Origin of the sequence: Cohnella phaseoli, assembly GCF_003386235.1 — a bacterium.
Taxonomy (GTDB): domain Bacteria; phylum Bacillota; class Bacilli; order Paenibacillales; family Paenibacillaceae; genus Cohnella; species Cohnella phaseoli.
In genome coordinates this window covers 184,660-199,054 of the sequence record NZ_QRDZ01000001.1, presented here as the reverse complement: position 1 = coordinate 199,054, position 14,395 = coordinate 184,660, and the positions used below count along the sequence as shown (strand labels likewise).

The window sequence follows — 14,395 nt, the reverse complement described above, 5'->3', positions numbered from 1 at the left end:
GAGAATATTTGGAAGGTACCGGGACATACTATTTGCTCGAACGATCCATTTTAGCAACGGGAGGCATGCTTTTGAAAACACAGTTTTCAAGACCCCAACTGATGTTTATGCTTCTTTTGTGCTTGAGCATCTCGAATCATGTGTTCATTATCCCCCATCTCATTAAAGATGCAGGAAGAGATGCCTGGATCAGCATCCTGATGGCGTATCCGGCGCTGATCGTTTGGACCTTTGTTCTCTTTCTCATCCTAAGATCGATGGGCACGGTTCCTTTAACTCAGTGGCTGAACGAGAAGATCGGGAAAGCGGCAAGTGCGGCAATACACTGGGGGCTGGCTTTATACTTCCTGGTTCTGGGTACATTGATCGTGTACGACATGAGCCTGAATACGAAAATCTATTTCTTGCCTAAAACCCCCAACCCGATTATCGTGCTCAGCTTCGTGACATTGTCCTATTTCGCCGCAAGATTCGGACTAAAAACGATCGTTTATTTGTCGATTCTGTTGCTGCCTTTCGTGTCGGTATTGGGCCACTTCGTCTCCTTCTCGACGATGGACAGCAAGGACTACAGCATTTTGAAGCCGTTTTTCTCAGAGGGGATTTCGGCGGATCTCCGCGGAGCGATCATTGTATTCGGCGGCAGCATCGAATTGCTCCTCCTAGTCGTCATGCAGCATCAATTGAAAAAGCCGTTGAATTATGGGACGATCTTGCTTGCAATGACCTTGCTGGTCGCACTGACTTTCGGCCCTTGCGTTGGCTCCTTGACGGCATTCGGCCCGAACATCGCTGGAACCCTTCGTTTCCCTGCTTTTGAGCAATGGAGACTCGTTTCGCTTGGAGAGTATATTTCCCATGTTGATTTTCTGGCTGTGTTTCAGATGATGTCGGGCAGTATCACGAGAACAGCGCTACAGCTCTACTTGATTTCCGAGCTAATCGGAATTCGCGGCCCCGTGTGGAAACAAGTTGCGATGATCGTGGCAGCTTTGGTCATGGCTTTACCTTCGTTGTTGAATTTCAGTGATCTCTGGGTGCAACGAACAATTCATGATCATTTCTATATGTCTTCGTTCATCTTCGGAATCGCTGTAATCTTAATCCTGTTCATCGTGTCCCGTTTGCCTGCGAGAGGAAAGGTGAGACGCAATGAAAACAACCGGCGAAACTCCGTATAAAGCGCTGGATCGCAAGTTATCGGAAGGAAAATGGGATGAAGATTTACTGAGAAAATTTTTATTCGTTTATGCGGATGTCGTCTTCCCTCCTATTCCGCAGCCCGAACTGGCGGACAAGCTGATCGCTTTTTATTGCGAAGGCATGGCGGATCGAACCCAATTGAATCTTTACTTCAATGCGTTATGCCGCTATCGGGTGTCTATAGAACAGAAATCGGACAATATACCGGATCCGTCGGTTCGCATTCCGATGATCGCGGTGAAAACCTCTTCTGAAGAAATGATGAACGAACTGTTTTCCGGTAATTTAATACTATACAGCTATGGGGCCACCGACTTCTGGGTCGTGCAAATCTGTGACATTCCCCAGCGCCCTGTGGAGGAATCCAATACGGAAATCTCGATCAAAGGGCCAAAGGACGCCTTCACCGAAAACCTCTACACAAATATCTCGTTAATCCGAAAGAGATTGCAGACCAGTCTGCTCTATTCCGAAATATTTGTCGTCGGGAGCCTGAGTAAGACGCGTGTCGCTCTGCTCTATTTCCAGCATAAGGCCAACCCAGACATCATCGAGCAAGCGAGGGAACGTCTTAGTACGATTGAAACGGAAAGTGTCGTTAGCAGCGGACAATTGGAGCAGTGGTTATCGGACAGGACCTTCTCCGTTTTTCCATTGATTGATTATATCGGACGGCCGGACTTCATCGTAGAGACACTGCTCCGGGGAAGATTTGCGATCGTGGTAGACGGCTCCCCCATGGTGCTGATCGGGCCGGCAAACTTTCTGGAGTTGCTCAAGACGCCTGAGGACATTCATTTTCCGTATTATTACGTGATTCTCCAACGGTTGCTTCGCATCATTGGGTTGTCGATCAGCATTATGCTGCCCGGATTTTGGCTGGCACTGGCGACCGTGAACTTGGACCAACTTCCCTTTAACCTGCTCGCGACGGTCGTCGTTTCCCGCGGGGGCGTGCCGATGCCGACGATTCTTGAATCCATACTGCTGCTGTTTCTGTTCGAGTTGCTCCGGGAGGCGGGAATTCGCCTGCCCAAAGCCGTCGGACAGACGATCGGAATCGTCGGAGGTATCATAATCGGGGATGCTCTTATTCGCGCCGGCCTCGCATCTCCGACTCTACTGGTCGTCATCGCGATTTCGGCGGTGGCGACGTTCACTTTGGTCAATCAGTCTTTGTCCGGCTCAGTCAGCTTGCTTAGGTTCTTTATGATGCTCGCCTCCGCAGCGCTAGGCATCTACGGTTTTATGCTCGCATTGTTGGCGATTCTTATCTATTTATGCCGCTTGAGTTCCTTCGGAATTGACTACCTTGAGCCAATTGTATCATTAAAGGTAAGAGATTGGTTGTCCGCCTTATTCGTTAATCCGTTCAGGAGAAGGCGGAACTCCGCTCAGGTGGTGAACCGCAGGAAAGGAGGAGGGTCATGAAACGCCTCTACCGTTCGATCCTCGTTCTGACGCTGCTCCTGTCGGGATGCTCCGCTGATGCCAGAAATATTGAAAAGCTAAACTATGCCACTGCTTTGGGTATCGATTATTTCGATGGTCAATATCATGGCTACGTACAGTTTATTAATCTCCAATCAATCGGCAAGTCGACGGATGGCAAACCGAAGGGTAAGAAAACCTGGGTTGGAGAAGGTATTGCCTCCTCGTTCGAGGAGGCGCTGTTCGATATCTACCGCACCGCTCAGGAAAGAGTGTTCTGGGGCCACGTTACGGCGATCGTCATTAGCGAGGAAGCTTTAAAGCGCGGGATTGACAGCATTTACGACAGCATCAGCAGATACTACGAGTTCAGGTTAACGCCCTGGGTTTACGCGACGAGAGGCCGGGTCGATGAGATTCTGACCACTGGCGGATTTTTCGAACAACCGACGCTTAGCACGATTTTGCAGGAGCCGACGGAAGCCTACACCCAAACCTCGTTCATTAAACCGATCAAGCTTCATCGTTTGATGAGCAACATTTACGAGCCCGGGTATACCGTGTGCATTCCATCGCTCGCGGTGAATACCAAGCAATGGAAAGCGGATATGAAACCGGATCCCAAGCTAATGGTCGAAGGCGCGGTCTTCATGAAGCGGGATCGCTATCAGAGTTATATGTCCCTCAAGGAGTTGGCCGGCTTGCGATGGGTAAGGAGCGGTACAGTACGTGCCGCCATTCCAGTTCCTGACCGGACGGACCCGGAAGTTCAAGTCGTATTCGATTATCCCAAGACAAAATACCACCTAATTCAAGAGGGAGAGAATCCCCGCTTCCGGCTCTCGATGAAGGCCAAAGGCTATGTCGTAAATTGGGCAGGCGGGAATTATACGAGCTTGGACGAATTGGCCAATGAGACGAAAAAAGCGATCGAACGAGAAATCCGGCAGCTCATTCACAATGGTCAAGCCCGTAAAACGGATGTGTTCAACCTCGAACACGATTTGTTTCGCAACCATTATCGCTTCTGGAAGTCCGGAAAATGGAATGAGAAAGAGCTTATTTCGACCAAGGCAATCGACCAAATCGACCTTCGACTCAACATCGTGCATTCGGGAACTGAGAAGAGTAAGTTTGCCCGATAACTAGATCACAGGGATGGCTAAAGAACGATCGTATATAACATAAATCTGAAGCGGATATGATAACGATTAATAAAGAAAACAGGAATAGCAGAGTTGATAGATGTTTTACACTTACATTAGTTATCCGCTCCGATCATTTCATGAGTTCAGCAGTTGTCCGATGCATGCGATGTGATAAAACTTACGTATTGAGGTATATAGAGGAATTACTACTGACAGCCATATCAGGTCGTGTCAATTAGACAATTGTTCCGTAAGATGAGGTCGTTCCCAATATTGAAAACTGCTTTCATTCGCACCACCTTGTATATCAACATTATATTAACGTGGTGTCGCATTAAATTAATAGAATATAAAAATAGACTGCGAGACTTTCTTGACAGTCCGATCCTCTCTCTCGAGTTATCACCTGTTTCTTCGTCAAAAAATGCTGAATATTGTTGCGATTTCCATCCCCTCTAATGACACCACTTCCTTTATAGCTAATTGAGCCAGGCGGAGCATGCCGTCGATAATGATTGCTTCGTATTAATCAAGAAACAATGGAAGTCACAATCGTTTGTTGACTTATATCTACGACTTGGATAAAATTTAATAGTAATAATTACGATTAAAGCCAAGTTTGCTGGAGGGTCCAAAATGAAAAAAAGGTTATTGCTTTTGTTATCTACACTGCTTGTTGGCGCTTTACTGCTCGCAGGATGCGGCGAAGACAAAGCGGAAAGCGCGGGGGAGTCGGGCAAGAATACGGAATTGGTTTATGCAACATCGAAGGATATCAATGATATGAATCCGCATTTATATGCGGGGTCCATACCGGCGCAGGGGATTGTATACGAGTCATTGGTCGAAAACACAAAAGACGGCATCAAGCCGTCGCTCGCCGAATCGTGGGACATCTCCGCGGACGGAAAAACCTATACCTTTCACCTGAGAAAAGGCGTGGCATTTCATGACGGTACTCCGTTTAACGCGGATGCGGTGAAAAAGAACATCGATGCGGTCCAAAGCAATCCTAGTAAGCATGCCTGGATTAAGCTTTCTACCAAAATCGTCAGTGTGGACGTAGTAGATGATTATACCGTTCAACTTGTCCTCTCTGGAACGTATTATCCAACACTGACGGAATTGGCAATGACCAGACCTTATGCATTTATCTCCCCCAAGGATTTTATTAACGGCGAGACTAAAGACGGCGTTAATGGATATCACGGCACCGGTCCCTATAAGTTGGGAGAGCATAAAACCGATCAATATGCCGTCTTCGAATCGAATGAAAGTTATTGGGGCGGCGCTCCCAAGGTGAAAAAGATAACGGCAAAAGTGCTCCCCGCCGGCGAAACGACGTTTTTGGCGCTGCAAAAGGGAGAAGTCAATTTCATCTTTACGGATGATCGCGGCGCCGACAGCATCGATGTGCAGGCGATGAATCAATTAGTAGACAATGGCAATTATCAAATTGTAAGAAGCGAGCCGATGAATACGAAGATCATCGCAGCCAATAGCAGCAACGCGGACAGTCCCGTGAAGGAAACGGCTGTACGAGAAGCGCTTTGGTACGCGATCGATCGGGAGACGATCAGCAAGCAAATCTTAAATGGAACGGAGACGCCCGCCGACACCCTCTTCTCCGCTAACGTCAACTATGCCAACGTGAATTTAATTAAACGGGACTATGACTCGGAGATGGCAAAACAGATGCTGGAAAAGGCGGACTGGACTTTAGAAAACGGCGGCGATATTCGAACAAAAGCAGGCGGCAAATTAAACATGAAGCTATACTACGACGCAAATTCATCTTCGCAAAAAACGCAGGCCGAATTCATTCAAAGCTCAGCCAAAAAAGTCGGAATCGGACTGGAACTGATCGGTGAAGAATCTTCATCCATAGCCAACAGAAGGACGTCAGGAGACTACGACCTGCTGTTCAACCAAACCTGGGGGCTGGCCTATGATCCGCAAAGCACCATAGCCGCCTTCACTGCCGAGTCGCCCTACTACTACACGACTAAAGGTATCGCGAACGCAGCCGAGCTGTACGAAAAAATTGACGCTGTAGTTGTGTCTACCGATGAAACAACACGAGAGTCGTTATATTCGGATATTCAAAAAATCGTCCATGACGAAGCTGTATTTATCCCACTTACCAACGGCAACGTCACTATCGTGGCGCCCAAAAATTTACAAGGCATTTCATTTAAGCAAACGCAATACGAGCTGCCGTTTGAACAAATGTATTTTGAATAAAGAAAAGGGGCTCCCCCCTTTTCTTTATTAGAAAGGAAGAGCGCGATGGGCCGTTATGCCCTTAACCGATTATTGATCTCCATTCCGCTGCTCGTCATCATTTCGTTTATCGCGTTCATTTTAAGCAATCTGTCTCCTCTCGATCCAGCCGAAGTCGTATTGCATGCGCAAGGCGTGCCGAACATCACTGAAGCCTTGATTGCCGAGACGAAAGCTGAGCTCGGAATGGATCGGCCGCTGTTCCAGAGATACCTGCATTGGCTTGTTTCCTGTTTGCAACTCGATTTTGGAAACTCCTATGTGACGGGAAAACCAGTATGGTCTTTACTGGGTCCGGCATTTCTCAACACGCTTGCTTTGACGCTCGTTTCCATTGCAGTCATTGTCGTCCTTTCGATTGCGCTTGGCATCCTATGTGCTTTAAAAGAAGGGAAATTGATGGACAAGTCCGTTCGAGGGTTCGCCTTTTTCCTGACCTCCATGCCTTCCTACTGGCTTGCAGCGCTTATGGTCTGGTATTTTTCCGTCAAGCTGGACTTGCTTCCGACAAGCGGGATGGACGGCTATCAAAGTTATATTTTACCGGTTGCCGTTATCACGGTCAGTTATGCCGGCATTTACTTTCGCGTGATCCGAAGCTCTATGCTAAGCAATTTGAATGAAGACTATGTGTTATATGGCAGAGCTTGCGGCCTACCAGAGCGAAAAATTACGATCCATATGATACGAAATTCGTTGCAGGTGGCCATTTCCGTGTTTGGTATGGCGATTCCGATTATTCTCGGAAGTACCGTTGTCGTGGAAAACCTGTTTGCCTGGCCCGGTTTAGGGACGCTCAGTGTAAGATCCATATTGAGCCGGGATTTTCCGATTATCCAGGCCTACGCCTTGGTGCTCGCCGTTGCTTTTGTATTGTTTAATACCGTTTCCGATATTATGAATGCTGCGTTGAATCCCAAGTTAAGGAGGGATCTCTAGGATGAAACTGCTAAGACAGCTCTGCAGAGACAGATTGGCGGCCACCTGTCTGTTCTTCATCTCTGCGGTCCTTATTGCAGGCCTTTTGGCTCCCTTCATTACCCCGAACGACCCGAATGAAGTTCTTATGGAGCTTCGATTTGCGGGTTCATCGTCTGCCTATTGGTTAGGAAACGATCATCTGGGGAGATGTATTTTATCCCGAATCCTATATGGCATCCGTCCCAGCGTGTTATGGGTTCTGATTGCGTTGTTCATATCCGTAGGCATTGGAACGATTATCGGTTTTGTTGCCGGTTACTTTAAAGGAAAAACAGATGCCGTACTGATGAGAATTTGTGATGTCATGCTATCTTTTCCAGGTTACGTAATGACTTTAGCCGTGATCGGAATTTTGGGTGTAGGTCTTGAAAATATTTTAATTGCTTTTGTTCTGATGAAGTGGGCCTGGTTTGCGCGGATCATCCGGACGTCTGTTATGCAATATGCCGACGCCGATTATGTCAAGTTTTCCAAAACACTTGGAATTCGCAACATCAACATTATGATCAAGCACATCGTTCCCGCCGCGCTTCCCGACATCGCGGTGATTTCAAGCAGTTCGTTCGGCTCCATGATCTTGCAAATTTCTGGTTTTTCCTTCCTTGGTTTGGGTGTGCAAGCGCCAACCGCAGAATGGGGCATGATGTTGAACGAAGCAAGAGCCGTGATGTTCTCGAAGCCGGAACTGATGCTGGCGCCCGGCATCGCGACCATCTTGGTCGTATCGGCCGTCAACTTTTTATCCGATGCCCTCCAAATCGCGCTGGACCCTAAACTGATGACCTCCCGGCAAAAGCAAAAACAAAGCGCTGCCGCCGCTGCAAAGCTTATAGGAAAAGAGGTGGCCTAATTCTGTGAACGTCCTTAACGTCTCCGAGTTAAAGGTATGGGATAGCCGTACAGGTAAAGTCCTGATTCCGAATAGTTCTTTTCAAGTCAAGCAGGGAAGCTGTCTGGCCATTGTGGGCGAAAGCGGAAGCGGAAAGTCGTTAACCTGCAGAGCCATCATGAGATTAAACAAAGCCGGCATCCGCCAATCCGGCGATATTCTGCTCGGCGAGGTCAACTTAACGAAGCTTTCCGAAAAAGAGATGCGCAAAAAAAGAGGAAAGCAGCTCTGTATGATTGTACAAAATGGCATGCGTGCCTTCGATCCCACTTGTACCGTCGGCGCCCACTTAAAAGAAACGCTTGCCTGGCACTTCGGTTGGGGGCGGGAGGAAATTACGGTTCGCATGCGAAAAGCCATGGAAAGCGTGATGCTGAAAGACCCGATCGTTACTATGAACAGCTACCCGCATCAATTATCCGGCGGTATGCTGCAGCGTGTAATGATTGCGCTGGCCCTCGTGCTGGAGCCGGATATCGTGATCGCGGACGAACCCACAACGGCGCTCGATACGATCTCGCAATACGAGGTCGTAGAACAGTTCATTCAATTACGGAAAAGAATGGGTTGCTCGATGATCTTCGTTTCTCACGATCTGGGCATTGTCAAACGCATCGCGGATGAGGTGCTCGTTATGAAGGACGGTGAAATCGTGGAGCGCGGGACAACCCGGAACATCTTCTCCGCAGCCCAACACGAGTATACCCGCTTCCTGGTCTCAACCAAGCAGGCGCTGAACCGGCATTTTAAGGAGATCATGGGAGGCGATCGTCTTGTTCACCATTGATCGTGTGGAAAAATCGTATCGAAAAGGCGGGTTGTTTTCCAAAGACCGATTGCAAGTCCTTTCCGATATCAGCTTCGATTGGAAGCCGGGAGAGTGCCTCGGCATTATCGGGGAAAGCGGCTGCGGCAAATCCACCTTGGGACGATTGCTGCTCGGTATCGAGAAGCCGGATGCCGGAAGCATTTTGTGGGAAGGCAAACGGATAGCCGATCGCAGAACGCGATTAGGCAACATAAGTGCTGTCTTTCAGGATTACACCTCCTCCATTAACCCGTTTTACACGGTGGAGCAAGCTTTGCTCGAGCCCCTGAAGCTGCAAAGCCGCAATCGGCGCGAGCATCACGACAAGATCGGCCGGCTATTGGTTCAAGTTGGCTTGGATCCCTCCTTTCGCGAAAAATTCCCGCATGAATTATCGGGAGGCGAGGCGCAGCGGGTTTGTATTGCAAGAGCCGTTTCGACGGAACCGCGTTGCCTGCTGCTGGATGAAGCGATCAGTTCCTTGGACGGATCCGTTCAAATTCAGATTCTTGATCTGCTGAAAGAACTGAAAACGATGTACAACATGGGATATATCTTCATCACGCACGATATTCAGGCGGCAGCCTATCTATGTGACAGGGTGCTCATTATGAGAAGCGGCCAAATTGAGGAAATCGTTCGTACGGAGCACTTGAAAGAGGTTCAGTCACCGTATGCCAGAAAATTGCTGCAAATGATCATTGCCTAGAAAGGAAGGAGCAAGGTGTTGAAGGGAGCGTTGTCTTTACCCTTTTTGCGATTATATGGTTTGACGCTTTTATATTTTAGCGCCAACGCGATTTTGAATGTCATCATTCCCTTGAAAGGCGAGTCGCTCGGGGCCACCAACACCACAATCGGCATCGTCATGGGAGCCTATTTGTTTACGACGATGCTCTTTCGTCCGTGGGCGGGCCTGCTGATTCAGAAATATGGACCCATTCCGGTTTTACGAACGATTCTCGCCATTAACGGATTGGCCCTCCTCATCTATACATTTACCGGATTGGAAGGCTACTTTGTTGCGCGTGTCCTGCAAGGCGTATGTACCGCGTTCTTCTCTATGGCCTTGCAGCTCGGCATTATTGACGCTTTGCCGGACAAGGATCGCTCGCAAGGGATTTCGATGTATTCCCTTTGCGCTTCCATTCCAAGCATCATTGGTCCCCTGCTCGCTCTGGGTATATGGCAGTCGGAGGAGACCTATATTTTTACCGCGGCGATGATTACGATCGCGCTCCTGACGGGTGTTGTGGGGTACAGCGCAAAAATAGACCGAAGTGCGAGCCCCCCCGTCAATGACGGCCAAACCAAACAGGGCGCAGCGATGCTGCAATCCTTCGGGCAATTGGTGAAAAACCCCTATTTGTTCAGATGCAGCCTGCTGATGCTGACGGCATCTCTTGTATTCGGAGCAGTGACCACCTTTATCCCGTTATACGCCGCACAGATTCAAAACGGCAATGCGGCGATTTATCTCATGCTTCAGGCAGGCACAGTTGTCGTGGCGCGTTTTGTCTTAAGAAAGAAAATTCCTTCGGATGGAAAGTGGCATTCGGCTTTTATCATGACGTTAATGCTTCTGCTCGTTATAGCGGCGCAATCTGTAAGCTTTTCAATCACCGGCGGAGCCGTATTTTTCTATGCCGGCGCAATTCTGATGGGCGCCGCGCAAGCCTTGCTTTATCCTACGTTAACGACCTTTTTGACTTTTGTGTTGCCGCAGCAAAGCCGAAATGTGCTGGTCGGCTTGTTCATTGCCATGGCGGACCTGGGAGTATCGCTCGGCGGTGTCATTATGGGCCCGATTGCGGATCTTACCTCCTATTCTTTCATGTATACGGTTTGTGCGATCTTGAGCGTAGCGATGCTTTTTTTTGCCTATGAACGACGGTCAGCGTCTGTCGAAACGAAGCCATCCTCGAAGCGCGAATAAGCAATCTTGATTCGACCTAGACAAGCCGTTGCTTTCCAGCTTCTCTTTGACTTTACCAATTGACCGCCTCTACACACTGGCAGACATATAATATGAACCATGGATCCAACGTCTGCAGAGACTGGATCGTCCGGTCGACAGCCGTATCGAATAACTCCCGAGACCAACATGCCAGCCGTCAGTTGCATAAGGCCTCTCTCCATAAAGAAATTAGCGAGTCGATTCGAGATGATATTGAAGAAAGTTTCCAACGATTGGACCGCGAAGTTTTTGTATTCACCTTGAATAAAACTAGACGGAAAATTAGTATTGATAACTACCGTTACTATAAAATCTTCGAGTAGAGTCACCGTATTTAGCCGGAAATCTGTTTTGCAGAAAGATTGGTAGAACGATTTTGGGGAGTATAGATGCGGGTTCTTATTAGAATAAATACCAAACTTACTAGTAACGATAAAAAGCCGACGAATACAAAATACGGAATACCTAGTGCCGATATGAATAAACCGCCTGTTGCTGCTCCCACTGTAATTCCCAAGTTGCCGACTGTTAGAAATAAGCCATTAGAAAATTCCGGTGCTTCTGGCGCTGAGGAAACGACCCAATACTGAATAATATCCCCCCCGATTCCCGACAAGGTTCCCCAAAGTAAAGTAGAGACAATTATAGGTACAGTAAACTGTCCAAACAGGAATAACAAGATGTACACAGCCCCTAACGCAAAAGGAAAAGCGACTACCGTTTTTATGGCGTTATTCGTAAGCAGTTTTCCTGCTGGGCGTACACAAGAATGAGCCGTCCCAATGTTTGAACGGCTCATGATCTCTTCTCTCTTATTTTAGAGCGAAAGGTTAGAAATCTACTGACTGCATAGCCAATTTCACTAAACTTGAGCCAATTAAAATTAAATAATTATCCGCTTCCTCCAGTAAATTTCAGATAGAGCCTATGCTTTCCCGTAGCGCCACTGATATTACATGTTGATGTAGTCCAAGTTTGCCAACCGCCTGTCCCAGCAACTGTGTAAGTTCCTACAAGCTGGCCAGTAGGAGTTCCGATATCGTAGAAGTAGTTATTACTGATCATAATATGACGGGGGTATTCCTCGCTTTGCGGGCCCGGCACAAAATTGCGAATTTCGGTTTAGTGATTGTCTCCATCGTATGTGGACGGATCGCGGACCGCCGACATCTGACCGAAGGTCAGCACACCAATCGCCCCAATATGCCTAAAATCATTACCATCAACCAGATTGTTGCTGTTATAGCCCGACATCGTAATCGCATTACCGCCGATGTCTACGAATTTCGAGTGACAAATGCGGATATTTTCCGTATTATCGAGATAAATCGCTCCTGCCCGAACCATTCCCCAGTCTCCGCGCAGCGGACGACGAATGGCCGGGTGAACAGCGTTCTATGTGTCCGGACAAATGAGATTCCTTGAAGGGTCACATGGCTCAGCGGGCGCCGCCACGATTCTCCGGTAATCCGAATCAGTTCTTCTGTTGTCACAATGCTGTAGGAGGCATGTTCCAGTTCATGACTGTCGAGCGGGAGTAGTATAGCAGCCATTCCCGAAAATGCAGCGCACGAATATAACCGCCTTCAGGATTGCTCCATATCGCTGCTCGTTCCTTGCTAAGCGCATCGGCGGCGTATCCGTTCAACGTTTTATTTTCCTCGTATTTGGGATACCTGGCCATAATCCGCCGCTCGCTGCCGACATACAAAACATCTACTTGACGACCCGCGCCGATCGAAGCGACAAAAATACCGTCCTTATAGGGATTCCACGCCGGCTGTACGGCAAGCCGCGCCGCTGATGACAACCTCCTCTCCGTCCATGCTTGCGATGGTCAGCTTTAGATCGCTGTACCCCAGCGTCTCTTCATTCAGTTCGACAGTCGAGCCAATTCGTACATCCCTTATCTCAGATAAATAACCAATTCGTCCAGCTTTTGCTCGCAGATCTTGAGCAGAGAGACCGCCCGCTCCAAAGTGCGCAACGGCCGACCGATTGTACCGGGATGATCGTCCGAAGCTTCAGTCGCTATATATAATGTAAGCTTGCTGTTATTCGTCGGCATTATGCTCTCGCTCCTTGTGTGATGCGCTTTATAGCGTTGGTAGGCTTTGTTCCATTCCTCTGCCGCTTCCGGCTCGTAGCGCTCGGTATCGAACGATCGAGCCGCCACATCCCGCGCTTCGGCTACATTGCGATTTTCCCCGTGCGCCATCGCCTGTACCAAAACATTCCCGAGAGCCGTCGCTTCAACAGGGCCGGCGATGACCGGTCTTCCAGTGGCGTTCGCCGTCAACTGGCAGAGCAGCCGATGCTGAACTCCGTCGCCTACAATATGGAATTCCAGAGCGCCCTCGTTCGTAAAAGAAAGCTCCAGACTGTGTACCACAACAATCGGCTCGTCATTCTCAACGCCGACAATCGACCAGGTTCCGCAACTGATAAAGACGGCATTCAGATGGAAGGAAGGTGTGGCAACGACAGCCCCGCGGAGTCGTGAGAAGCCGTCGTAATGACCGGCACCGGCGGCAGGCCAAGCTCGCTTGCGATTGACGCTTGTACGGAAGCCAGCCTCGTTCCGGGCTGAACGGTTTCCGCAAGCCAATGCTTTGGCAATTGAAGACGAGAGAATAGCTCGGACGACCAACTTCTCGAATGAGGATTAAGCAGCCGCTTGTGCTGGCCACCGTATATTCGGTCGCTTTCACACCTTTCAGAAAATAATGAAGCAGATCCGGCATCCATAGCATGGTAGCCGCATTGTCCCAAAGTACGGATCGGACTTCTTCGTTGCGAGCAATTGAAACAGCGTATTGTACTGCCATGGATTGCTACCCGTCAGCGCGTAAAGCTCCTCTCGTGCTCAAACGCGATTTGCGGCATTCCGTCATTCCTGTTGTCGCGATAGTGATAAGGATTGGCCAGTAATTTGCCCCGGTTGTCCAGGAAAGCGATATCGACGCCCCACGTATCCACGGCCAGAGAATCAGAAGCGAATCCGCACTCTTGACGAACGAGTGCTAGTCCTCGCTTCATCTCATGAAAAAGCCGCAAAAAGTCCCAATACAGATGATCGCCCAAGCGCACAGGCTCGTTCGCAAAGAGGTGAATCTCCTTCAGCCGGACAACCCTTGCGGGCCGGATTTTACTATATTCGAGATACTTGGAATCAATAGTTCATTCTTCAATTTGATATAGTATAATATATACCCAGAAAATACGTGAGAAAACACGAATAACAAAAGTAGACTGCCGAGTCCTCCTCGGCAGTCTGGATGATCCATCGTTCCTTGAAAACTAGATGTTTGCATCACGCATCCGCTAATTATGCCCCTTTTAACTTTTTTCCTTTGTTAAATACACGATTTTTATTGTATTCCGACTTCATCTTTTGCATCCGTGAGAAATATTCTAATTTATTGAGATCAGGATCATCCCTATTAATTCTCACATACTCAATTAGCGGAAGACTACTTGAAACCTTAACATAAATTTCATCATCATTTGTTGTGTGCTTTACAATTAATACTGGAGTTACAGGTTCAAAGGCGATAACATCGCGTTTGGGTTCATAAATAAAACCATTGTAAAAAACATGATATCCTGACTTAACTGCTAGTTGCGGACTAAATTGAAATATAAAATCCTTCATCGTAACCTACTCCTCCTTATAATTTATATCTTTATTATTC

The 14,395-nt window shown here is 48.3% G+C and carries 16 protein-coding genes; 9 read left to right on the top strand and 7 right to left on the bottom strand.

Going from position 1 to position 14,395, the window contains the following annotated elements; translation table 11 throughout:
* Positions 1 to 71: 71 nt before the first annotated feature.
* The 9 genes from DFP98_RS00780 to cntE all read left to right on the top strand — a co-directional run bounded on the left by DFP98_RS00780 (position 72) and on the right by cntE (position 10,679).
* Positions 72 to 1,181 carry a GerAB/ArcD/ProY family transporter gene (locus DFP98_RS00780; protein WP_181917409.1) on the top strand — a complete coding sequence of 370 codons (1,110 nt, stop codon included), beginning with the start codon at positions 72 to 74 and terminating at the stop codon, positions 1,179 to 1,181.
* On the top strand, positions 1,153 to 2,634 hold the full coding sequence (locus DFP98_RS00775) for a spore germination protein (protein ID WP_116058647.1): 1,482 nt from the start codon (positions 1,153 to 1,155) through the stop codon (positions 2,632 to 2,634). Before DFP98_RS00780 ends, DFP98_RS00775 begins: the two co-directional genes overlap by 29 nt.
* On the top strand, positions 2,631 to 3,779 hold the full coding sequence (locus DFP98_RS00770) for a Ger(x)C family spore germination protein (RefSeq protein WP_116058646.1): 1,149 nt from the start codon (positions 2,631 to 2,633) through the stop codon (positions 3,777 to 3,779). The genes DFP98_RS00775 and DFP98_RS00770 overlap by 4 nt, the downstream gene beginning before the upstream one ends.
* A gap of 639 nt (positions 3,780 to 4,418) precedes the next feature.
* On the top strand, positions 4,419 to 6,026 hold the full coding sequence (gene cntA, locus DFP98_RS00765; RefSeq protein ID WP_116058645.1) for a staphylopine-dependent metal ABC transporter substrate-binding lipoprotein: 1,608 nt from the start codon (positions 4,419 to 4,421) through the stop codon (positions 6,024 to 6,026).
* A 45-nt stretch (positions 6,027 to 6,071) separates the two neighbouring features.
* Positions 6,072 to 7,004, top strand: a complete 933-nt coding sequence (opp1B, locus tag DFP98_RS00760; protein WP_116058644.1) for a nickel/cobalt ABC transporter permease — start codon at positions 6,072 to 6,074, stop codon at positions 7,002 to 7,004.
* 1 nt (position 7,005) lies between these two features.
* Positions 7,006 to 7,896, top strand: a complete 891-nt coding sequence (gene cntC, locus DFP98_RS00755; RefSeq protein ID WP_116058643.1) for a staphylopine uptake ABC transporter permease subunit CntC — start codon at positions 7,006 to 7,008, stop codon at positions 7,894 to 7,896.
* 4 nt (positions 7,897 to 7,900) lie between these two features.
* Entirely contained in the window at positions 7,901 to 8,722 is an 822-nt protein-coding gene (cntD, locus tag DFP98_RS00750; protein WP_116058642.1) for a staphylopine uptake ABC transporter ATP-binding protein CntD, read from the top strand.
* On the top strand, positions 8,709 to 9,452 hold the full coding sequence (locus DFP98_RS00745) for an ABC transporter ATP-binding protein (RefSeq protein ID WP_116058641.1): 744 nt from the start codon (positions 8,709 to 8,711) through the stop codon (positions 9,450 to 9,452). The genes cntD and DFP98_RS00745 overlap by 14 nt, the downstream gene beginning before the upstream one ends.
* A gap of 18 nt (positions 9,453 to 9,470) precedes the next feature.
* On the top strand, positions 9,471 to 10,679 hold the full coding sequence (gene cntE / locus DFP98_RS00740; protein ID WP_116058923.1) for a staphylopine family metallophore export MFS transporter CntE: 1,209 nt from the start codon (positions 9,471 to 9,473) through the stop codon (positions 10,677 to 10,679).
* A 355-nt stretch (positions 10,680 to 11,034) separates the two neighbouring features.
* On the opposite strand, the gene DFP98_RS38575 is transcribed toward cntE, so the two are convergent.
* The 7 genes from DFP98_RS38575 to DFP98_RS00710 all read right to left on the bottom strand — a co-directional run bounded on the left by DFP98_RS38575 (position 11,035) and on the right by DFP98_RS00710 (position 14,355).
* Complete coding sequence (locus DFP98_RS38575) at positions 11,035 to 11,499, bottom strand: MFS transporter (protein WP_147310111.1); 465 nt, start codon at positions 11,497 to 11,499, stop codon at positions 11,035 to 11,037.
* Positions 11,500 to 11,591: 92 nt separating this feature from the next.
* Entirely contained in the window at positions 11,592 to 11,765 is a 174-nt protein-coding gene (locus tag DFP98_RS00735) for a carbohydrate-binding protein (protein ID WP_116058922.1), read from the bottom strand.
* Positions 11,766 to 11,822: 57 nt separating this feature from the next.
* Positions 11,823 to 12,047 (bottom strand): hypothetical protein, encoded by a 225-nt coding sequence (locus DFP98_RS00730; protein ID WP_116058640.1) that lies wholly within the window; start codon positions 12,045 to 12,047, stop codon positions 11,823 to 11,825.
* Between the two features lie 142 nt (positions 12,048 to 12,189).
* Positions 12,190 to 12,510 (bottom strand): hypothetical protein, encoded by a 321-nt coding sequence (locus DFP98_RS00725; RefSeq protein ID WP_116058639.1) that lies wholly within the window; start codon positions 12,508 to 12,510, stop codon positions 12,190 to 12,192.
* Positions 12,511 to 12,606: 96 nt separating this feature from the next.
* Positions 12,607 to 13,350: an FGGY-family carbohydrate kinase gene (locus DFP98_RS00720; protein ID WP_116058638.1), complete on the bottom strand. Its 744-nt coding sequence runs from the start codon at positions 13,348 to 13,350 to the stop codon at positions 12,607 to 12,609.
* Between the two features lie 191 nt (positions 13,351 to 13,541).
* Positions 13,542 to 13,784 carry a hypothetical protein gene (locus DFP98_RS00715; RefSeq protein WP_116058637.1) on the bottom strand — a complete coding sequence of 81 codons (243 nt, stop codon included), beginning with the start codon at positions 13,782 to 13,784 and terminating at the stop codon, positions 13,542 to 13,544.
* 244 nt (positions 13,785 to 14,028) lie between these two features.
* Entirely contained in the window at positions 14,029 to 14,355 is a 327-nt protein-coding gene (locus DFP98_RS00710) for a hypothetical protein (protein WP_116058636.1), read from the bottom strand.
* Positions 14,356 to 14,395 lie beyond the last annotated feature (40 nt).

What these genes read in the sequence shown, in the direction of transcription:
- DFP98_RS00775 (WP_116058647.1), top strand. Translation starts at nt 1,153, where the DNA reads ATGAAAACAACCGGCGAAACTCCGTATAAAGCGCTGGATCGCAAGTTA.
- DFP98_RS00770 (WP_116058646.1), top strand. Translation starts at nt 2,631, where the DNA reads ATGAAACGCCTCTACCGTTCGATCCTCGTTCTGACGCTGCTCCTGTCG.
- cntA (WP_116058645.1), top strand. Translation starts at nt 4,419, where the DNA reads ATGAAAAAAAGGTTATTGCTTTTGTTATCTACACTGCTTGTTGGCGCT.
- opp1B (WP_116058644.1), top strand. Translation starts at nt 6,072, where the DNA reads ATGGGCCGTTATGCCCTTAACCGATTATTGATCTCCATTCCGCTGCTC.
- cntC (WP_116058643.1), top strand. Translation starts at nt 7,006, where the DNA reads ATGAAACTGCTAAGACAGCTCTGCAGAGACAGATTGGCGGCCACCTGT.
- DFP98_RS38575 (WP_147310111.1), bottom strand. Translation starts at nt 11,499, where the DNA reads ATGAGCCGTTCAAACATTGGGACGGCTCATTCTTGTGTACGCCCAGCA.
- DFP98_RS00735 (WP_116058922.1), bottom strand. Translation starts at nt 11,765, where the DNA reads ATGATCAGTAATAACTACTTCTACGATATCGGAACTCCTACTGGCCAG.
- DFP98_RS00730 (WP_116058640.1), bottom strand. Translation starts at nt 12,047, where the DNA reads ATGGTTCGGGCAGGAGCGATTTATCTCGATAATACGGAAAATATCCGC.
- DFP98_RS00710 (WP_116058636.1), bottom strand. Translation starts at nt 14,355, where the DNA reads ATGAAGGATTTTATATTTCAATTTAGTCCGCAACTAGCAGTTAAGTCA.